This is a genomic window from Terrabacter sp. NPDC000476 (assembly GCF_040300125.1).
In the GTDB taxonomy this organism is placed as follows: Bacteria; Actinomycetota; Actinomycetes; order Actinomycetales; family Dermatophilaceae; genus Terrabacter.
The window spans coordinates 2382768-2402940 of sequence record NZ_JBEPDF010000001.1 but is presented as its reverse complement, the minus strand read 5'-3'; the positions used below and the strand labels follow the sequence as shown (position 1 = coordinate 2402940).

The window sequence follows — 20173 nt, the reverse complement described above, 5'->3', positions numbered from 1 at the left end:
GTCGCCCGGTCGCGAGAACTCAATGAACACAACCGTGACCCTAGTTCCTGGGAGGGGCAGCCTCGGAACATTCACCGGTCCCGTGCCCAGCGGGGGACCCAGCCAACGGAGGTCACCGTGAGTTCCACCGCCGACAGCGCCGTCGACGCCCAGCCGGGCCCGGCCCCCAAGCGCGACCGCACGCACTTTCTCTACATCGCCGTCATCGTGGCGATGCTCGCCGGCATCCTCGTCGGCTGGGCCTTCCCCGAGGTGGGCAAGAGCCTCAAGCCGCTCGGGACCGGCTTCGTCAACCTCATCAAGATGATGATCACGCCGATCATCTTCTGCACCATCGTCCTCGGCATCGGCTCGGTGCGGAAGGCGGCACAGGTCGGCAAGGTCGGCGGTCTCGCCCTCGGCTACTTCATCACGATGTCGACGGTCGCCCTCGGCATCGGCCTCGTGGTCGGCAACATCATCAAGCCGGGTGAGAGCCTCAACCTCACCGACGCCATCGCCGCGTCCGGCACGTCGCCAAGGACTCCGAGGGCGCGGTCGACTTCCTGCTCGGGCTGATCCCCGAGACCCTCGTCTCCGCCCTGACGTCGGGCTCGGTGCTCCAGGCCCTGCTCATCGCGCTCCTCGTCGGTTTCGCCCTGCAGAAGATGGGCAAGAGCGGCGAGCCGATCCTCGCCGGCATCAAGCACCTCGAGCGCCTCGTCTTCCGCCTCATGGCGATGATCATGTGGGCCGCCCCGGTCGGCGCCTTCGGCGCCATGGCTGCCCTCGTCGGGGCGACCGGCATCGGTTCGCTGACGAGCCTGCTCAAGCTCATGGTCGCCTTCTACATCACCTGCGCGATCTTCGTCTTCGCGTTCCTCGGCTCGATCCTCAAGGTCACGACCGGCATGAACGTCTTCTCGCTCCTGCGCTACCTCGGGCGCGAGTTCCTCCTCATCCTCTCGACGTCGTCGTCCGAGTCGGCCCTGCCGCGCCTCATCGCCAAGATGGAGCACCTCGGCATCTCCCGCCCGGTCGTCGGCATCACCGTGCCGACGGGCTACTCCTTCAACCTCGACGGCACCGCGATCTACCTGACGATGGCGAGCCTCTTCATCGCCGAGGCCATGGACAAGCCCTTCAGCATCGGCCAGCAGATCGGCCTGCTCGTCTTCATGATCATCGCGAGCAAGGGCGCCGCGGGCGTCAGCGGGGCCGGCCTCGCGACGCTCGCTGGCGGCCTCCAGTCGCACCGGCCCGACCTCGTGCCGGGCGTCGGCTTCATCGTCGGCATCGACCGCCTCATGAGCGAGGCCCGCGCGCTGACGAACTTCGCCGGCAACGCGATCGCCACGGTCATCATCGGCACGTGGGTCGGCGAGATCGACCGCGACAAGGCCGGCCGGGTCCTCTCCGGCCAGGACCGCTTCGACGAGGCGAGCATGGTCGACGACCGCGACGAGGTGCCGGCCGACGCCCCCGGCCACGACACCGAGCTGGTCGGCGCCCCGCGCTGACCTCTCCCGCCCGACCGAGGGGCCGCGAACCGTGGGGTTCGCGGTCCTTCGTCGTCGACGTGGGGCATGTCACGATCTTCACCTCGCCGCTCGGGAACCATTCGCGGACAGCGTGATTCACGAGGTGCGTGGTGATGTTCCCTGAGGGACGGTGCTGCTCACTTTGCGTTCGACGGCTGACCCCGACACAGTTGAGTGTTCGACCAGACATCTGTGACACGTAACGGTGAGGAGACAGACGGCGCCTTCGTCGGGTGCCGTCCATGACGTATGAGTGAACTGACCAAGAGTCCCGACGAGGCGCTGCACCCTGCGCTCGAGCCGCCACCCGTCAACCACGACGACGCCCCGCCGTCGCGTGTCGACAAGGTCGTCTTCGGCGTCGCCGCCGGCGTCGCCATCGCCTTCGTTCTCTGGGGAGCGCTCGGCACCGACAGCCTCAGCACGAGCGCCAGCAACGGCCTCGACTTCGTCGTGCACAACACGGGCTGGCTCTTCTCGCTCGTCGCCTCCGGCTTCGTCGTGTTCGTCATCTGGCTCGCGGCCAGCAAGTACGGCAACATCCCGCTCGGCGGTGACGGCGAGGCTCCCGAGTTCCGCACGTCGTCGTGGGTGGCCATGATGTTCTCCGCCGGCATGGGCATCGGCCTGATGTTCTACGGCGTGACCGAGCCGCTGACGCACCTCGTGAAGCCGCCGCCCGGCACCGGCGCGGCCGGCAACCCCGAGGCCGTGCAGACCGCCATGGCGACGACGATGTTCCACTGGTCGCTGCACCCGTGGGCCATCTACGCCGTCGTCGGCCTCGCCGTCGCCTACGGCGTGTTCCGCAAGGGGCGCTCGCTGCTCATCAGCTCCGCCTTCGCGCCCCTCTTCGGCGAGAAGCGGGCGGGCGGCCCGGCCGGCCGCGTCATCGACATCTTCGCGATCTTCGCGACGCTCTTCGGGTCCGCCACCTCGCTCGGCCTCGGTGCCCTGCAGATCGGCTCCGGCCTCGAGATCGTCGCCGGCATCGGCCCGGTCGGCAACGGCGTGCTCATCGCCATCATCGTCGTGCTGACGATCTGCTTCATCCTGTCGGCCGTCTCGGGCGTCGCCAAGGGCATCCAGTGGCTCTCGAACATCAACATGGTGCTCGCGCTCGCCCTGGCCGTCTTCGTCTTCGTCGTCGGCCCGACCGTCTTCATCCTCAACCTGCTCCCGACGACGATCGGCTCCTACTTCCAGGACCTCGCGATGATGTCGGCCCGCACCGACGCCGCGGGTGGCGACGGCATGAAGGACTGGCTCGCCGGCTGGACGATCTTCTACTGGGCCTGGTGGGTCAGCTGGACCCCCTTCGTCGGCATGTTCATCGCGCGCATCTCGCGCGGTCGCACGATCCGCCAGTTCGTCTCCGGCGTGCTGCTCGTGCCGTCGGTCGTCTCCCTGATCTGGTTCGCCATCTTCGGCGGCGCCGGCATCGACCAGCAGCAGAACGGCCAGGACATCGCGAGCCAGGCCTCGCCCGAGGGCTCGCTCTTCGCGATGCTCGGCAACCTGCCGTGGTCGACGGTCACGGCCGTCGTCGTCATGCTGCTCGTCGCGATCTTCTTCGTCTCGGGCGCCGACGCGGCCTCGATCGTCATGGGCACGCTCTCGGAGAAGGGCACCCTCGAGCCGTCGCGCAAGACGGTCGTCTTCTGGGGCGCCGCGACCGGTGCGGTGGCCGCGGTCATGCTCCTCATCGGTGGTGAGGACGCCTTGGCGGGTCTGCAGAACGTCACCATCGTGGCCGCGCTGCCCTTCCTCGTCATCATGGTCGGGTTGGCGGTCGCGCTCGTGAAGGACCTCTCGCGCGATCCGCAGGTCGTCCGGCGGCAGTATGCCGTCGCGGCCGTCGAGCACGCCGTCGTCGCGGGCGTCAGCGAGCACGGCGACGACTTCGCCCTGACCTTCGAGGAGACCGCGCCCGGCGAGGGCGTCGGCGAGATGGTCCAGACCGAGCCCGCCGGGGAGCCGGTCGACACCGACGACGTCATGGACGGGCACGGGCTCGCCGCCGACGTCGACGAGCAGACCGACAAGGTCGGGGCGTCGATGCGTCTCTGACCCGTTCGGGCAGCCGTCGTCGAGCGCCGCGTCATCCGCCTGGTTGGGTGGTGCGGCGCTCGACCTGTCTGAGGGTCCCGCCGTCCCGCGCGCGCGCGAGCCGCGCCAGGGCTGGGTTGGCGCGGTGGTGGGGCTGGTGTCGCGCGCGCGAGCTGCGCCTTGGCTGGGTTGGCGCGGTGGTGGGGGCGGTGTCGGGCGCGCGAGGTGCGCCTTGGCTGGGTTGGCGTGGTGGTGGGGCTGGTGTCGGGCGCGCGAGCTGCGCCTTGGCTGGGTTGGCGCGGGGGGGGGGTGGTGGCGGCGGGGGTCAGCCGCCGGGGCGGATGATGCGGCGTTCGATGGCTGCAGCCACCGCGCCGGCCCGGGTGTCGACGCCGAGCTTGGTGTAGATGTGCGCGAGGTGTGACTTCACGGTCGCCTCCGACACGAGCAGCTCGCGGGCGAGCTCGCGGTTGCCGAGCCCCGTGGCGAGCAGCTCGAGCACCTCGACCTCGCGCTCGGTGACGACCGGGCCGGGGGAGGCCGCCCGCCGCACGAGCCGCGCCGCGACCGACGGGGCCAGCACGGTCTCGCCGCGGGCGGTCGCCCGGATGCCGGCGAAGAGCTGGTCGGCCGGTGCGTCCTTGAGCAGGTACCCCACGGCGCCCGCGTCGAGGGCCCGCAGGACGTCGGCCTCGGTGTCGTAGGTCGTGAGGACGAGGACGTTCGGGGCGTCGGGCAGGGCGCGCAGCCGGGCCGTCACCTCGACACCGCCCGGCCCGTCGCCGAGGTTGAGGTCCATGAGCACGACGTCGGGATGCTGCGCGGTGACGACGTGCTCGGCGCCCCCGAGGTCGCTCGCCTCGCCGACGACCTCGATGCCGTCCTGGCCGTCGACGAGGGCCCGCAGGCCGGCTCGGACGACGGGGTGGTCGTCGACGAGGACGACGCGCACGGGCCCGCCCCGCTCAGCCACGTCGGCCGCCGGGAGGGGAACCGTCCGTGAGGGGCACGCGCACCGAGACGGTCGTGCCCTCGCCCGGGGCGCTCTCGACCGCAGCGCTGCCGCCGTGCTCGACCGCCCGTCGCCGGATGCCGTCGAGGCCGTGACCGCGGTCGTCGTCGGCCACCGTGGTGGCTGCCGTCGCGAAGCCGGCGCCGTCGTCGCGGACGTCGAGCCGCACCTCGTCGGGCAGGTAGGTGAGGCTGACGACGGCGCGCGAGGCGTCGGCGTGCTCGACGACGTTCGCGAGCGCGCCCCGGGCCGAGCGCACGAGCGCGCCGGCCGTGCGGGCCGGCACGGGCACCGGGTCGCCGTGCACGCGGACCTCGACGTCGAGCCCGTGCGCACCCGTGGCCGAGAGCCGCCGCAGCGCGGCGGGCAGGGCCTCGCCGGTGTCGTCGCCGTCGAGGTCGGCCGGGGCGAGGTCGCGCACGACCCGCCGCACCTCGTCGAGCCCGTCGCGCGCAGCGGACGCGGCAGCGGTGACGTGCTGACGGGCGACGAGCGGCCTGCGGTCCCAGTCCTGCTCGGCCGCTGCGAGGAGGAGGGTGATGCTCGACAGGCCCTGCCCCACCGAGTCGTGGATCTCGCGGGAGAGGCGCGTCCTCTCGGCGAGGGCGCCTGAGCGGCGTTGCGCGGCAACGAGGTCCGCCTGGGCCTCGGTCAGCTCGTCGAGGAGGGCCTGACGCGTGCGCGCCTCCCGCTCGAGGGCGCGGTAGGAGAGCACGGTCACGAGGGCGATGCCGACCGGCCCGACGACGACGGTCGGGTCGAGGTCCGCCGTGATGCGGCTCCACGCCACGCTGACGACCGCGGTCATGAGCACGACGGTCGTCACGGCATACGGGAACGGGAGCACCTGGAGCACCGCGAAGGCCACCGGCACGGCCGTCCACGCGAACGAGGGGGCGACGAGCGTCAGGGTCACCCAGAGCGCGACGACGACGGCGATCCACACCTGCGGCCACGCCTCGTGGCCCGTGACCCGGCGGCGCGTCAGGTGCACGGCTCCCAGCACGACCGCGCCGGCGAGCACGAGGACGGCGGTCGCGTCGAGGTCGTGGCGCAGCAGGTAGCGCGCGGAGCAGGTCGCGAGCAGCACGACGAGGACGGCGTCGAGCCACCGGTCGAGACGCGCCACCGGCGCGAGGATGCCCTCCTCCATGACCGGCAGCCTAGGCACGACGCGGCCGGCCGGCATCATCCGATCGGCTATCCGGGGGTGGCCGCTCGCCCGACGCGCGAGGGGGTGCGTGCGCGCGAAGGTGGAGGGGAACGGCCACCACCGAGCATCGGAGACCACCATGAAGCGCACCCTCGCCGTCCTCGCCGCCCTCACCGCGGCGGCCACCCTGCCCGTCGTGGCGAGCCCTTCGGCCACCGCGCACGGGCGTCCGACGACCTACCAGCTGCAGGGCGACCCGGGCGGGTCGAAGTTCGAGGGCATCGGCGCCGACGAGCGCCGCGGGCTCTTCTACGTCAGCGAGGTGACGGGCGGGGAGATCCACCGGGGCTCGGCGCGCTCGGCCCGCACCGAGGAGTGGCTCGCCGGCGACGGCACCGACGGCCGCTTCACGGCGCGCGGCATCACGACGGATGCCGCCGGGCGCGTCTACGTCGCCGGAGGGCCCAACGGCATCGGCACCGGCCGGCCCGACCTCTGGGTCTACTCGCCGCGTGGCGAGCTGCTCGCGGCGCTGCGGGCGCCGGGCGACGACGTCTTCCTCAACGACGTCGCCATCGGACCGGACGGCGCCGCCTACTTCACGAACTCGAACGCGCCGCAGGTCTTCCGGGTCGCACGGCACGGCGGCACGTGGAGCGCGACGCTCTGGGCCGACGCGACCGGCACCGTCGAGCAGCAGGCCGGCTTCAACCTCGGGGGCATCGTCGTCTCCGCCGACCGGTCCGCCCTCGTCGTCGCGCAGGGCAACGTCGGGGCGCTCTGGCGCTTCGACCTGCGCAGCCGCGCCGTGAGCCGGGTCGCGACCGGCGACGCCGTGCTCACCGACGCGGACGGGCTCGTGCGCCACGGCTCGCGGCTCACCGTCGTGCGCAACTTCGCCCGGATGCTCGCCACGCTGCGGCTCTCGTCGGACGGCCGGCGCGCGCACCTCGTGACGCAGCAGGCCACCGATCCCACGCGCGTGCTCACCACCGCCAAGGTGCTGCGCGGCCGCACGCTCTACGTCGACAGCAAGTTCGACGAGCCGGTGGCGTCCGGGCCGTACGAGGTCGTCACCGAGCCGCTCGCGCGATGAGCGCCCGACTGCCCGTCGCCGGTCTCGTCGTCGCCGTCCTGACCCTGGCGGCTGCCTGCACGGCCGGCGGTCCGACGCCCGGCGGCCCGACACCGGCCGGCAGCGCCGTCGGTCCGGCGACCGGGAGTCGGGCGACACCCCGCGTCACCTCGCAGACCACGCCGCCACGCACCGCTCCGCCGTCGTCGGTCGGAACGGCGCAACGCGCGCGCCTCGACGCCGCGCTGCGCGACGCCGCCTGGCGTGACGACCTGGCCGCGGCGCGCGCCCTCGTCGAGCGGGGCGCGGACGTCGACGCCAAGGACGACACCCAGCAGTCGGCATACCTCATCGCGGCGAGCGAGGGCCGCCTCGGGCTGCTCCGACTCGCCCTCGCGCACGGCGCCCGCGTCGACGACAAGGACAGCTGGAACGGCACCGCCCTCATCCGCGCGGCCGAGCGCGGCCACGCGGCCGTCGTCGGCGAGCTGCTGCGGGCCGGCATCGACCGCGACCACGTCAACCGGATCGGCTACCAGGCCGTGCACGAGGCGGTGTGGTTGGGCCGCGACACGCAACGCTACGTCGACACGGTGCGGGTGCTCGTCGCGGGCGGGGCCGAGCTCGTGAGACGCTCGCGCGACGAGCAGCTGACCCCGCTCGAGATGGCCCGCGAGCGCGGGTTCGACCGACTGACAGGAGTTCTCGTGAGAGCCACCAGCGACAAGCCGGTCGCAGACCTCGACGCTGCGCTGCTCGCGGCCGCCGCGCGCGGTGACGCGGACGGCGTGGCCCTCGCCCTGCGGGCCGGCGCCGACCTCGAGGCGCGCGACGGCCACCGGCGGACGGCGCTGCTGCTGGCCTCGACCGGCGACCACGTCGAGACGGCCCGGGTGCTCGTCGCCATGGGTGCCGACCCCGACGCGCTCGACGACCGGCACGACACGCCGTGGCTCGTCACGGGCGTCACCGGCAGCGTCGCGATGCTCGAGGTGCTGCTGCCCGCCGGGCCCGACCTGACGATCCGCAACCGCTACGGCGGCGTGTCGGTCATCCCCGCGAGCGAGCGCGGCCACGTCGACTACGTGCGCCGGGTCGTCACGACCGGGATCGACGTCGACCACGTCAACGACCTCGGCTGGACGGCACTGCTCGAGGCGGTCCTGCTCGGCGACGGCGGTGAGCGCCACCAGCAGATCGTCCGCATCCTGCTCGACGCGGGCGCCGACCGTGCGATCGCCGACAAGGACGGGGTCACCGCGCTCGAGCACGCCCGGCAGAAGTGGTATGCCGCGATCGCCCGGATCCTCGAGGCGGACTGAGCCGGCGCGACGGGAGGCGCCCCTCGTCAGGCGAACTCGGCGTGCAGGTCGGGGTCGACCCGGGCCAGCACGGCGTAGGCCGTGGCGACCGGCACGTCGACGAGGTCGTAGTGCTGCCGGCCGGCCGCCGTCGTGGCGACGAGCGTCGCGAGGCCGGCCCGTCGCTGGAAGAAGGTCTGCTCGACCGTCCAGCCGATGATGCCGTCGCGGTCGAGCACCACCCGGCGGCGGTCGAGGGAGCCCTGTCGCGTCACGAGGTGTCGTTCGGTGACGGCGTGCCCCAGGGCGCGGTGCCGGTCGAGGCCGAGCGCGACGCCCCCGACGAGCAGCAGGGGCACGGCGACGAGCAGCGAGCCGTGCCAGTCCCAGGCGACCCGGGCGACGACGAGCGCCGCCGCGGCGACCGTGGCAGGCACGACGGCCCGGGTGAGGCGGCGCCGGCGGGCGGCCGGGCCGTGCGGTGTCAGCGGACCGGTGACGGCGGCCACGTCGTCGCGGATGCGCAGGGCGAGGGGCGTCACGACCTCGTCGGGGGCGGGCGGGCACAGCCAGTCGGAGCCGCCGCGCTCGCGCAGCAGCCCGGAGGTGACGACGCGCAGCCGGGCGGCGCCCGCGAGCCGCAGGCCGAGCGGCTCGTCGAGCTGGAGGCCGCGCACCCGGCCGACGTCGATGCTCGTCTCCCGGTTGGTGAGCAGGCCGCGCCGGGTGTGGAGCGAGCCCCGCTCGTTGCGGACGAGCCGGAAGCCCCAGAAGGTGAGGACGTAGGCGCCGACCGCGAGGAGCGAGACCACGCCGAGCAGCAGCACGACGTCGACCCACCAGGCGAGCGACGCGACCCAGGTGGCCCCCTCGCGCACGACCGACCGCTCCTGCACGAACCGCGAGAAGCCCTGCGACACGAAGCCGACGATGGCCGCGGCGCTCGCGATGCCCGTCACCGTGAGGGGTGCGTAGCGCACCCACCGCGGGTCGAGCCGGACGAGCAGCTCGTCACCGGACGGGTGCCCGGACGGCTGCCCGGACGGCTGCCCGGAGGGCTGCCCGGTCGGAACGGCGGGGGTCGTGCCCGGGTCGTCGGCCGTCAGGGCCACCGTGCCCTCGTCGCCGCCCGCCCGGTGGAGCAGCTCGGCCCGCAGCCGGCGGCCGGCGCCGGTGCTGAGCGAGTCGAGCACGAGCGTGTCGGCCTTGCCGCCGGCCGTGGCGATCTCGACCTTGGCGAGGCCGAGCACCCGGTGGTGCAGCTGGGCCGTCAGGTCGACGGTGCGCACCCGGTCGAGTCGCGCCGTCGTCGTCTGCCGGGTGAAGAGCCCGCGCCGCAGCTCGATCTGCCCGTCGGCGACGCGGTAGCGCGTCGTCACCCACCGCAGCACCCCGTAGGCGACGAGCACCGGCACGGCGTAGAGCTCCCACCGGTCGTGGTCGTCGCTCCCCGAGCGGAAGAAGACGACGGCCAGCAGGGCCGGTAGGAAGCGGACGAGGGTCTCGAGGGGGTGGACGAGCAGCATCCGGGCGTCGAGGCGCCGCCAGCCGTCGGTCACGTCGCGTCGTCCGTGCGCTCGACGGCGGCCGCCGTCAGGGCGTCGACGAGCTCGCGGGCCACCGGGAGGTCGAGGGCGTGGATCGAGACGGGACCGGCCGCGGAGGCGGTCGTGATCGTCACGGCCGCGAGGCCGAGCAGCTGCGCCACCGGGCCGCGGTCGAGGTCGACGGTCTGCACCCGGCTGAGGGGCGCGATGCGACGCTCCTGCCAGAGCCAGCCGCTCTGCGTGTAGACGGCCCGCGGCGTCGCCTCCCACCGGTGCACGCGGTAGCGCCACCGCGGCATGACGGCGGTGTACGTGCCGCCGACGACGAGCCACACCGCGCCGACGACCCAGTGCGGCGCGCGGGACGGCGCGTCGTCGACGAACCACCAGACGACCTGCCCGACGAGCAGGAGCACGAGCAGGGCGGCCGCGTCGACCGTCCACATGAGCACGGCCCGGTCGGACACCCGGTGCGCGGGCTCGCGCAGGACGGGCTCGGGCAGCGCGGGTTCGTGCACCGCGGGATCGGGGCGGGCGGGCGAGGGAGCGGTGGGTTCCACCCGACCATCCTGCCGTCCTCAGGCGGCGAGCGTCCCGCCCGCCCCGGCCGCCCCGCCCGTCCGGGACACCTCCGTGAGCGCGCGCTCGGCGACGAGGCGGGCGTAGCGGCCGTCGCGTCGCACGAGGTCGTCGTGGCGGCCGAGCTCGACGACGCGGCCCTGGTCGAGCACGGCGATCTGCTCCGCGCCACGGACCGTGGAGAGCCGGTGCGCGACGGTGAGCGTCGTGCGCCCGGCCATGAGCCGGTCGAGGGCCTGCTGCAGCTCGCGCTCGGTCTCGGTGTCGAGGGCGCTCGTGGCCTCGTCGAGCACGAGCACGCGCGGGTTGCGCAGCAGGGTCCGGGCGATGGCGAGCCGTTGCTTCTCGCCGCCGGAGAAGCGGTGGCCGCGGGCGCCGACGACCGTGTCGAGCCCGTCGGGCAGGCCGTCGACGAGCGCCGCGACCTGGGCCGCCTCGAGGGCCTGCCACAGCTCGCGCTCGCTCGCCCCCGGAGCGGCGAGGAGCAGGTTGTCGCGGATCGAGGCGTGCACGAGGTAGGTGTCCTGGGAGACCACACCGACGATGCGGGCGAGGTCGGCGGGGTCGAGGTCGCGCAGGTCGATGCCGTCGACCGTGACGCGCCCCGACTGCGGGTCGTGCAGCCGGGCGAGCAGGCCGGCGAGGGTCGACTTGCCCGAGCCGGTCTCGCCGACGAGGGCCAGCGTCGTGCCCGCGGGCACGTGCAGCGTCACGTCGTCGACGGCATACGTCGGCTCCTCGGCGTCGACGTCGTGGCTCATCCGCACGCCCTCGAAGTGCACCTCGCCGCGGACGCGGTCGTGCTTCACGGCAACGGGATCCGTCGGAGGTGCGACGTCGACGGGCAGGTCGAGGTAGCCGAAGATGCGGCTGAAGAGCGCCATCGAGGTGACCCACTGCGCGCCGATGTCGAGCAGCCCCATGAGCGGGCGGAAGATGCCGGCCTGCAGCGTCGTGAAGGCGACGAGCGTGCCGATCGTCATGCCGCCCGAGGTCGCCGGGAAGCCGGCGGCGAGGTAGACGAGGGCCGGGATGGCGGCGAAGACGATCTGCATCGTGGCCATGCGCCAGCGCCCGGCGAGCTGGGAGCGCAGCTCGAGGTCGATGAGGTCGGTCGAGGTGGCGGCGAAGCGCTCGGCGGTCGCGTCGGCGGCCCCGATCGTCTTGACGAGGGTGGCTCCGCTCACGGTGAGTCCCTCCTCCACCTGGCTGTGCAGCTCGGCGAGCCGGCGCTGTCGCGTCGTCGTGATGTCGCGCCGCAGCAGGGCGACCCGGCGGGTCAGCAGCACGGCCGGCGGGACGACGAGCAGCGACAGGAGCGAGAGGCGGGGGCTGAGGGCGACCATGGCGAGCGCCGTCGCCACCGCCGTGGTCGCGTTGCTCGCGACGCCGGTCGCGGTCGAGGTGATGACCGACTGCATGCCGGTGATGTCGTGCGTGAGGCGGGACTGCACCTCGCCGCCGCGGGTGCGCGTGAAGAACGCGACCGACTGCCGCTGGAGGTGCCGGAAGACGTCGGTGCGCAGGCCGTGCATGACCCGCTGGCCGACCCTCGTCGTCAGCCACGTCTGCACGACACCGAGCAGCTGGGTGACGACGGTGACGGCGAGCATGCCGCCGACGGCCCAGAGCAGCAGCCGCACGTCGCGCGCCGGGAGGGCGTCGTCGATGACGGTGCGCAGGAGGAAGGGCTGGGCCATCGAGATGACCGACACGGCCACGATGATTGCGGTGACGACCACGACGGTGCGGGCGTGGGGGCGGAAGAGTCGGGCCACGCGTCGGACCGACACGGGCGACTCGGCGAGCCGGCGGCGGTCCAGGGGGTCGATCGTCTCGGGCTGACGGCCGCCGCGGCCGCCGCGAGGGGTGCTGGGGGGAACGGTCATGTGGTCACTCCATCTGTCGGCGTCTTCCCATGATGCTGAGGTTACCTCAATATGAGGTCTTGTAGCAACGCCGCCCCGTATGCTGCTGCCGTGCGCGACGTCGACGGTCCCCCGGGCGAGGACCCCTCGCTCGACGAGCTGCTCATGGAGTCGGCACGGGCCCTGCGCCGGCAGTGGGCGAGCGGGCTCGGCCCGGACCTGTCGCCGCACGACGCCCGCGCCCTCCGGGTCGTCGGCCGCCACGGGCCCACCCGGCTCGGGGTCGTCGCCGAGCACCTGCGCATCGCGCCGCGCTCGGCCACCGACGTCGTCGACCGCCTCGAGCTGCGCGGCCTCGTCACACGGGCGCCCGACCCCGACGACCGCCGCGCCATGACGGTCGTCCTGACCGACGAGGGGCGGGCCGTGCTCGCCGAGGTGGACGAGGCGCGGCGCCGGGCGGGCGCGGCCTTCTTCGGCGTGCTCGGCGAGCGTGACCGCGCCACCCTGGCGCGGCTGCTCGCGCGCCTCGACGCCGGGAGCCGGTGAGGTGCCGCTCCAGTCGGTCGAGGCCCTCGTCGACCCCGTCACCGACGCGGCCGTGCGCCGCGAGTGGCAGCTGCTCGCCGAGGCGGGGCTGCCGAGCCAGGCCGCGCACCAGGGCGACACGAACGTCCCCCACGTCACCCTGTCGGCCGCCGTCGCGGTGCCGGCCGTCGTCGACGACGGGCTGGGCCCCGCGCTCACGCAGGCGCTCGGAGACGGACCGGTGCCGGCCCGCCTCGGCCCGCTCGTCGTGCTCGGGGGAGCGCGGCTCGTGCTGGCCCGCCTCCTCGTGCCGTCGGCCGGGCTGCTGCACCTGCACGCCACGGTCGCCGCGGCGATGGCGGGTGCCCCCGAGGTGACGGGCCAGGTCGCCGTCGGGCGCTGGGTGCCCCACCTCACCCTGGGGCGCGGCCTCGGCGCGGGGCAGGTCGAGCGGGCGATCGCCCTGCTGCGTGAGGCGGCGCACGCCGACGGCGCCCACGACGGGCGCGACGCGCACGACGGGGCCGTCGTCGAGGTGCGGCGGTGGGACCCCGACGCCCGGAGGGTGTGGCCCGTCTGGACCGCGGCCGGCATACCTACGATGGGGCCATGAGCCTCGAACTCGGCCTCGACACCTTCGGCGACATCGCCGAGGGGCCCGACGGCGCCCCGCTCCACCCGGCCACGGTCGTGCGGGAGGTGCTCGCCGAGGGCGAGCTCGCCGACCGGCTCGGCCTCGACTTCTTCGGCGTGGGCGAGCACCACCGCGACGACTACGCGGTGAGCGCGCCCGACGTGGTGCTCGCGGCGCTCGCGAGCCGCACCGAGCGCATCCGTCTCGGCACGTCGGTGACGGTGCTCTCGAGCGACGACCCGGTCCGCGTCTTCGAGCGCTTCTCCACCGTCGACGCCGTGAGCAACGGTCGCGCCGAGATCACCGTCGGCAGAGGCTCGTTCATCGAGTCCTTCCCGCTCTTCGGCCTCGACCTCGCCGACTACGAGACGCTCTTCGAGGAGAAGCTCGACCTGCTCGCGGCCATCGTCTCCGAGCAGCCGGTCCGCTGGGAGGGCTCGACGCGCCCGCCCCTGAGCGTCGACCGCATCATGCCCGCCACCGAGTCGGGCCGGCTCCCGGTGTGGGTCGGCGTCGGCGGCACGCCGCAGTCGGTGGTCCGCGCCGCGCACTACGGCTTCCCGGTGGTCATCGCGATCATCGGCGGGTCCGCGCGCCAGTTCGCGCCGCTCGCCGACCTCTACCGGCGCGCGCTGACCGAGATGGGCAAGGACGAGCTGCCGGTCGGCGTGCACTCGCCGGGCTACGTCGCCGCCACCGACGAGCAGGCGCGCGACGAGTTCATGCCGCACTTCCTGCCCTACATGAACAAGCTCGGCCGCGAGCGTCGCTGGGCGCCCATGGGCAAGGAGCAGGCGCTCGCGCAGCTCGGACCCGGGGGCGCCGTCTACTGCGGCTCGCCCGACACGGTGGCCGCCAAGATCGTCGACACCGTGCAGGTGCTCGGCCTCTCGCGCTTCCAGCTCAAGTACTCCTTCGGCACCCTCCCGCACGACCAGCGCATGGAGTGCATCCGCCTCTACGCCGAGGAGGTCGTGCCGCGCGTGCGTGCGCAGCTCGGCGAGCGCTGACGTGCGGATCCTGCTGCTGGGCATGGGCTCTCGCGGCGACGTGCAGCCGCTCGTGGCCCTCGGTCAGCGCCTCCGGCGACGGGGGTATGCCGTGTCGCTCGCTGCGCCGGCCGACCTCGGTCACGTCGTCGTGGGCAGCGGCGTCGACTTCGAGCCGCTGTCGTTCGACCTCGAGGGGCCGCTGCGCGAGGGGCTCGGGCGCGAGTCGCTGCGTGGCTCGGCGCGCACGCAGGTGCGCGAGGCGCGGCTCATGCGCGAGGTCATGGCCGGCACCGCCGAGCAGCTCGCCGGTGACGTGACCCGCCTCGTCGACACGGCGGACGCCGTCGTGTCCGGCGCCCTGACCTTCGACCTCGTCGACGCCCTGCTCGACCCGGGTCACCGGGGCGGGAGGCCGACGAAGCCGCACCTCTACGCGGTCTTCGCCCCGGTGTGGCCGAGCGCCCACGGGCACTCGGTCGCCCTCGCCCTCCGGCCCCGCGCCGCCTCGTGGGCGAACCGCGCGTGGAGCACCCTCGCGGGACGTGTCGCCCTCGACCTCTTCCGACCTGCCGGCGACCTCGTGCGAGCCCGACGGGGACTGCCCCGGCAGCGGTTCCGCCACTACACGTCGGCCGCCGAGCGGACGCCGACCCTGCTCGCGGCGAGCCCGCACGTCGTCCCGCCGGCGGCCGACTGGCCCGCGGCCCTGCGCCAGACGGGCTACTGGGTGCGCGACGACGACACGGCTTCGGCCCTGCCCGCCGACCTCGAGGCGTTCCTCGACCGCGACGACCCGCCCGTCTACGTCGGGTTCGGCTCGATGCCGACGCCCGACCCGGGCGGGGTGTCGCGGATCGTCGCCGACGTGCTCGGCCGTCTCGGGTCGCGCGGGGTCGTGTCGGCGGGCCTCGCCGGGCTCACGGTCCCCGCCCGCGAGGACCTGCGTGCGGTGGGCCCGGTGCCCCACGACGTCCTGCTCCCGCGGTGCTCCGTCGTCGTCCACCACGGGGGAGCGGGCACGACGTCCGCCGCCGTGCGCGCCGGGGTGCCGCAGGTCGTCGTGCCGCACGCGGCCGACCAGCCGTACTGGGGGCGCCGGGTGGCCGACCTCGGGGTGGCGGCCGCGCCGATCGCCCGCAAGGACCTCACGGCGGAGCGCCTCGAGCGCGCGCTCGAGGTGGCGCTGTCCCCGGGAGCCCGCGCGGCGGCATACGCCCTCGGTGAACGGGTGCGGGCCGAGGACGGCGCCGGCGACGCGGCCCGTCTCGTCGACGGGTACCTGCGCGGACCCTCCGAACGCACCAGGTCGGGCTGACCGAGCCGGTGCAGCGGCGACCGGCAGGCCGGTCGGGACTTCGTGTGTCGCGCGTGCCGCACGCGCCCGTCAGATGGTGGCGGCGAGCTCGGTGGCCTGGCGGATGGCGCGCTTGGCGTCGAGCTCGGCCGCGACGTCGGCGCCGCCGACGACGTGCACCTTCACGCCGGCCTCCGCGAGCGCCGGACCCAGCGTGTTGACCGACTCCTGCCCGGTGCAGAGCACGATCGTGTCGACGGCGAGCACGCGGGGGTCGGTGCGGTCCTCGCCGTGCGTGATGTGGAGGCCCTCGTCGTCGATGCGCTCGTAGTTGACGCCGACGTGGTGGTGGACCCCCTTGGCCTTCAGGGCTGTCCGGTGCACCCAACCGGTCGTCTTGCCGAGCCCGCGCCCGATCGGGGTCGCCTTGCGCTGGAGCAGGTGCACCTCGCGCGGTGACGGCTCGGGCGTCGCCGCGACGAGGCCGCCTCGCGACGCGGCCGGCTCGCCGACGCCCCACTCGGCCATCCACTGCTCGACCGTCAGGGGCGACTCGACGTGCGTGAGGAACTCGCTGACGTCGACGCCGATGCCGCCGGCACCCATGACGGCCACGCGCCGACCCAGCGGCACCTCGCCGCGGACGGCGGAGGCATACGTGACGACCGTGGGGTGGTCGATGCCGGGGACATCGGGCACGCGCGGCTCGACACCCGTCGCGACGACGACCTCGTCGAAGCCGGTGAGGTCGCCGACCTCCGCGCGGCGGCCGAGGTGCACCGTGACGCCTGCGAGCTCGAGCCGGCGGCGGTGGTAGCGGATCGTCTCGGCGAACTCCTCCTTGCCCGGGATGCGCATGGCGATGGCGAACTGGCCGCCGAGCTCGCCGCGGGCCTCGAAGAGCTCGACGCGGTGCCCGCGCTCGGTGAGGGCGACGGCGGCCGCGAGCCCGGCGGGGCCGGCGCCGACGACGGCCACGTGCTTGGTCCGGCGGCTGGGCGCCAGCACGAGCGTGGTCTCGCGGACGGCGCGCGGGTTGACGAGGCAGGTGGCCGTCCTCCGCGCGAACGTGTGGTCGAGGCAGGCCTGGTTGCACGCGATGCAGGTGTTGATCTCGTCGGCGCGGCCGCTCGCGGCCTTGGCCACCCACTCGGGGTCGGCGAGGAAGGGCCGGGCCATCGACACGAGGTCGGCGCTGCCGTCGGCGACGACCTGCTCGGCGAGGTCGGGCATGGAGATGCGGTTCGAGGTGACGACGGGCACCGTGACCTCGGGGCGCAACCGTGCCGTCACGCGGGTGAACGCGCCGCGCGGCACCGACGTGACGATCGTCGGCACGCGCGCCTCGTGCCAGCCGATGCCGGTGCTGAGGATCGTCGCGCCCGCGGCCTCGACCTCACGGGCCAGGGCGACGACCTCGTCCCAGCTCTGGCCGTCGGGCACGAGGTCGAGCACCGAGAGGCGGTAGACCACGACGAAGTCCGGCCCGGCCGCCTCGCGCACCGCGCGGACGACCTCGACGGGCAGGCGACGCCGGTTCTCCGGGGAGCCGCCCCACGCATCCGTGCGGTGGTTGGTGCGCGGCGCGAGGAACTGGTTGAGCAGGTAGCCCTCCGAGCCCATGATCTCGACGCCGTCGTAGCCGGCCTCGCGAGCGAGCCGGGCGCAGCGGGCGTACGCGGCGATGGTCCGCCGGATGCCGCGCGGGCCGAGCGCGCGCGGGGTGAACCGCGAGATCGGTGACCTCACGGCCGAGGCGGACACGGCGAGCGGGGAGTACGCGTAGCGGCCGGCGTGCAGCACCTGCAGGGCGATCCTGCCGCCCTCGCGGTGCACGGCGTTGGTGATGACGCGGTGCCGCCGGGCCTGGCGTGAGGTGACCAGGACGGAGCTGCCCGGATAGAGCGCGCCGGCCAGGTCGGGCGCGAAGCCACCCGTCACGATGAGGCCGGCGCCGCCCCGCGCCCGCGCGGCGTAGTAGGTCGCGAGCCGGTCGAAGTCGCGGGCCCGGTCCTCGAGGCCGGTGTGCATCGAGCCCATGACGACGCGGTTGCGCAGCGTCGTGAAGCCGAGGTCGAGGGGCTCGAGCAGGTGGGGGTATGCCGTCGTCACCCGCCGAGGGTAGCCGCTGGTTACCGCCCGGTAGCCCTGCACGCGGCCTGCGTCACAGTGCCGGCCGGCGTGGGTGAGAATGGCGGGGTGAGCGATCTCGAGCACCTGGACGTCCTCGTCGTCGGCGCCGGGATCTCGGGTGTCGGCGCGGCCTACCGGCTCGCGACGTCGTCGCCCGGGTCGGCGCCGGCGCGCACGTGGGCGGTGCTCGAGGCGCGCGACGCGATCGGGGGCACGTGGGACCTCTTCCGCTACCCGGGGGTGCGCTCCGACTCGGACATGATGACGCTCGGCTTCCCCTTCGAGCCGTGGACCGACCCGGACGCCATCGCCGACGGCGACAAGATCCTCGACTACCTGCGGGCGACGGCCGACCGGCACGGCATCACCGAGCGGGTGCGCCTCGGCCACCGGGTCGTCGCCGCGGAGTGGTCGAGCGCCGACGCGCGCTGGCTCGTCACCGTCGAGCACGCCGGCGGGCGCGACCGGCTGACCTGCGGGTTCCTCTACCTCTGCAGCGGCTACTACGACTACGACCGGCCGCACGACCCGCGGCTCCCCGGCCTCGAGGACTTCGGGGGCTGCGTCGTGCACCCGCAGTTCTGGCCGGACGACCTCGACGTGGCAGGGCGCCGGGTCGTCGTCGTCGGGTCGGGCGCCACCGCCGTGACGCTCGTGCCGGCGCTGGCCGAGCGCGGGGCCGACGTCACGATGCTCCAGCGCAGCCCGACGTGGATCGCCTCGCTGCCCCGTCGTGACCGCGTGCGGAACGCGCTGCAGCGGGTGCTGCCACCGCGCGCGGCCGGCTCGGCGGCCCGGTGGAAGAACGTCCTCGGCGCGCTCGGCGTCTACGAGCTGAGCCGCCGCCGGCCCGCCCTGCTGAGGTCGCTCCTCTCCCGCGGCGCCATGCGGGCGCTCGGGTCGAGCGAGCTCGTCGCCGACCACTTCACCCCGACCTACGACCCGTGGGACCAGCGCCTCTGCGTGGTGCCCGACGGCGACCTCTTCGCGGCCGTGCGGGACGGCCGGGCGCACGTCGTGACCGAAACGATCGAGAGCTTCACCGAGGGCGGCGTCCGGCTGGGCTCGGGCCGGGAGCTGGGCGCCGACGTCGTCGTGACGGCCACCGGCCTGCGCATCCGCATCGCCGGGGGCATCGCGCTCAGCGTCGACGGAGAGGCCTGCCGCACCGGCGACCTCACCGTCTACCGCGGCACGATGTTCGCCGGGGTGCCCAACCTCGCCATGTGCATCGGCTACGTCAACGCGTCGTGGACCCTCCGGGCCGACCTCGCGAGCCGCTACCTGTGTCGGCTGCTCGACCACATGGACCGGCACGGGTGGCGGGTCGCCGTGCCCCGCGCGCCGGGCGGCATGGTGGGTCGGCCGCTGCTGCCGCTGCGCTCCGGCTACGTGCAGCGCGCGGCCGACGAGCTGCCGCAGCAGGGTGACGGCGCGCCCTGGCTGATGCGCCAGAACTACCTGCTCGACCGCCGCGACATGCTCCACGGCGACGTCACCGAGGGGATGTCCTTCGCCCGCTGAACGGGGCCGACGCGCCCACGCGATCGACTCCGGGGCGGTGTGATCGGGTACGACCCCGTCCGGAACGACGACGGGAGAATCGCATGGCGCAGCAGGGATCGCTCGAGGCCGACGCGGCGCTGCTCGTCGCCCGGATCGCCCGGCACGACGAGGCGGCGCTCGCCGAGCTCTACGACCTGCTCGCCGCCCGGGTGCTCGGCCTCGTCCGCCGCATCGTGCGCGACCTCGACGAGGCCGAGCAGGTGTGCGGCGACGTCTTCGTCGAGGTGTGGCGCACGGCGGACCGCGCCGGCACGTCGCGCGGCGCCGTGGCCTGGGTGCTCGGCCTCGCGCACCGCCGCGCCGTGGCGCACGCCCGACACACCCGGCACCCCCTGACCTCGGTCCAGGCGCACGAGGAGCCGGACGGCCACCCCGGCCACGACCGCGTGCTCGAGCTCGCGTACTACGGCGGGCACCCCGTCCGCGACGTGGCCCAGGCCCTCGGGATCCCGGTCGCCGAGGCGTGTGCGCGTCTGCGCACGGCCCTCGGCGCCCTCGGCGCACCCGCCGCCCCCGGCTCGGGCATCGCCGGCCTCGCCGGGCCCGCCGGGCCCGCCGGGGCCACCGCGAGCTGACCCGACGTGCCCCGCGGCGCGCGCGGGGCACGAAGTGGGTATGGGCAGCGCATGAGCGAATCGAACACACCTTCGAACGACGACGTCATCGGCGCCACCGGCGCGGCCGCGGCCGCCGGGGGCGACTCCACCATCAAGGACCCCGAGGACTGGGTCACGGGCGACGAGGCCATGACGGGGGCGCAGCGCAGCTACCTCGAGACCCTCGCCCGCGAGGCCGGCGAGACCCTGCCCGCCGACCTCACCAAGGCCGAGGCCTCCGAGCACATCGACCGGCTGCAGTCGGCGACGGGCCGCGGCGTCACTGAGGGGCGCACCGAGGGCACCGGCAGCGAGCTCTGACCGGT

Annotated in this window: 16 protein-coding genes and 1 pseudogene; 11 read left to right on the top strand and 6 right to left on the bottom strand. The window is 74.3% G+C overall.

The window, feature by feature from the left end; genetic code table 11:
• Positions 1-117 precede the first annotated feature (117 nt).
• Positions 118-1499: pseudogene (locus ABT295_RS11290) on the top strand (cation:dicarboxylate symporter family transporter).
• A gap of 270 nt (positions 1500-1769) precedes the next feature.
• A complete protein-coding gene (locus tag ABT295_RS11285; protein ID WP_352394444.1) occupies positions 1770-3590 on the top strand; it encodes a BCCT family transporter in 1821 nt (606 codons plus the stop codon).
• Between the two features lie 304 nt (positions 3591-3894).
• Here the strand turns inward: ABT295_RS11285 and ABT295_RS11280 are convergent, their stop codons facing one another.
• Both ABT295_RS11280 and ABT295_RS11275 read right to left on the bottom strand, forming a co-directional pair.
• Complete coding sequence (locus ABT295_RS11280) at positions 3895-4542, bottom strand: response regulator (protein ID WP_352394443.1); 648 nt, start codon at positions 4540-4542, stop codon at positions 3895-3897.
• Positions 4535-5734 (bottom strand): sensor histidine kinase, encoded by a 1200-nt coding sequence (locus ABT295_RS11275; protein WP_352394442.1) that lies wholly within the window; start codon positions 5732-5734, stop codon positions 4535-4537. Before ABT295_RS11275 ends, ABT295_RS11280 begins: the two co-directional genes overlap by 8 nt.
• Before the next feature lie 139 nt (positions 5735-5873).
• Between ABT295_RS11275 and ABT295_RS11270 the strand changes: the two genes are divergently transcribed.
• Both ABT295_RS11270 and ABT295_RS11265 read left to right on the top strand, forming a co-directional pair.
• Entirely contained in the window at positions 5874-6830 is a 957-nt protein-coding gene (locus ABT295_RS11270; RefSeq protein ID WP_352394441.1) for an SMP-30/gluconolactonase/LRE family protein, read from the top strand.
• Positions 6827-8131, top strand: coding sequence for an ankyrin repeat domain-containing protein (locus tag ABT295_RS11265; protein ID WP_352394440.1), 1305 nt, complete (start codon positions 6827-6829; stop codon positions 8129-8131). Before ABT295_RS11270 ends, ABT295_RS11265 begins: the two co-directional genes overlap by 4 nt.
• Positions 8132-8157: 26 nt before the next feature.
• On the opposite strand, the gene ABT295_RS11260 is transcribed toward ABT295_RS11265, so the two are convergent.
• Genes ABT295_RS11260 through ABT295_RS11250 form a run of 3 tightly spaced genes read right to left on the bottom strand, consistent with a single transcriptional unit; the run spans position 8158 to position 12125 of the window.
• Positions 8158-9669 (bottom strand): PH domain-containing protein, encoded by a 1512-nt coding sequence (locus tag ABT295_RS11260; RefSeq protein ID WP_352394439.1) that lies wholly within the window; start codon positions 9667-9669, stop codon positions 8158-8160.
• Complete coding sequence (locus ABT295_RS11255) at positions 9666-10217, bottom strand: PH domain-containing protein (RefSeq protein ID WP_352394438.1); 552 nt, start codon at positions 10215-10217, stop codon at positions 9666-9668. Before ABT295_RS11255 ends, ABT295_RS11260 begins: the two co-directional genes overlap by 4 nt.
• An 18-nt stretch (positions 10218-10235) precedes the next feature.
• Complete coding sequence (locus ABT295_RS11250) at positions 10236-12125, bottom strand: ABC transporter ATP-binding protein (RefSeq protein WP_352394437.1); 1890 nt, start codon at positions 12123-12125, stop codon at positions 10236-10238.
• Between the two features lie 90 nt (positions 12126-12215).
• Between ABT295_RS11250 and ABT295_RS11245 the strand changes: the two genes are divergently transcribed.
• Genes ABT295_RS11245 through ABT295_RS11230 form a run of 4 tightly spaced genes read left to right on the top strand, consistent with a single transcriptional unit; the run spans position 12216 to position 15573 of the window.
• Positions 12216-12653: a MarR family winged helix-turn-helix transcriptional regulator gene (locus ABT295_RS11245; protein ID WP_352394436.1), complete on the top strand. Its 438-nt coding sequence runs from the start codon at positions 12216-12218 to the stop codon at positions 12651-12653.
• Positions 12598-13245, top strand: a complete 648-nt coding sequence (locus ABT295_RS11240; protein ID WP_352394435.1) for a 2'-5' RNA ligase family protein — start codon at positions 12598-12600, stop codon at positions 13243-13245. Before ABT295_RS11245 ends, ABT295_RS11240 begins: the two co-directional genes overlap by 56 nt.
• A complete protein-coding gene (locus ABT295_RS11235) occupies positions 13242-14276 on the top strand; it encodes an LLM class flavin-dependent oxidoreductase (protein WP_352394434.1) in 1035 nt (344 codons plus the stop codon). Before ABT295_RS11240 ends, ABT295_RS11235 begins: the two co-directional genes overlap by 4 nt.
• A gap of 1 nt (position 14277) precedes the next feature.
• Positions 14278-15573 carry a glycosyltransferase gene (locus ABT295_RS11230; RefSeq protein WP_352394433.1) on the top strand — a complete coding sequence of 432 codons (1296 nt, stop codon included), beginning with the start codon at positions 14278-14280 and terminating at the stop codon, positions 15571-15573.
• 69 nt (positions 15574-15642) lie between these two features.
• Here the strand turns inward: ABT295_RS11230 and ABT295_RS11225 are convergent, their stop codons facing one another.
• Positions 15643-17664 (bottom strand): oxidoreductase, encoded by a 2022-nt coding sequence (locus tag ABT295_RS11225; protein ID WP_352394432.1) that lies wholly within the window; start codon positions 17662-17664, stop codon positions 15643-15645.
• Between the two features lie 87 nt (positions 17665-17751).
• Here ABT295_RS11225 and ABT295_RS11220 point away from each other — a divergent pair, with 87 nt between their 5' ends.
• The 3 genes from ABT295_RS11220 to ABT295_RS11210 all read left to right on the top strand — a co-directional run bounded on the left by ABT295_RS11220 (position 17752) and on the right by ABT295_RS11210 (position 20168).
• Positions 17752-19209 (top strand): flavin-containing monooxygenase, encoded by a 1458-nt coding sequence (locus ABT295_RS11220; protein WP_352394431.1) that lies wholly within the window; start codon positions 17752-17754, stop codon positions 19207-19209.
• Positions 19210-19292: 83 nt separating this feature from the next.
• Positions 19293-19826, top strand: coding sequence for a sigma factor (locus ABT295_RS11215; protein WP_352394430.1), 534 nt, complete (start codon positions 19293-19295; stop codon positions 19824-19826).
• Positions 19827-19877: 51 nt separating this feature from the next.
• On the top strand, positions 19878-20168 hold the full coding sequence (locus tag ABT295_RS11210) for a DUF3072 domain-containing protein (RefSeq protein ID WP_352394429.1): 291 nt from the start codon (positions 19878-19880) through the stop codon (positions 20166-20168).
• The last annotated feature ends 5 nt before the right edge of the window (positions 20169-20173 follow it).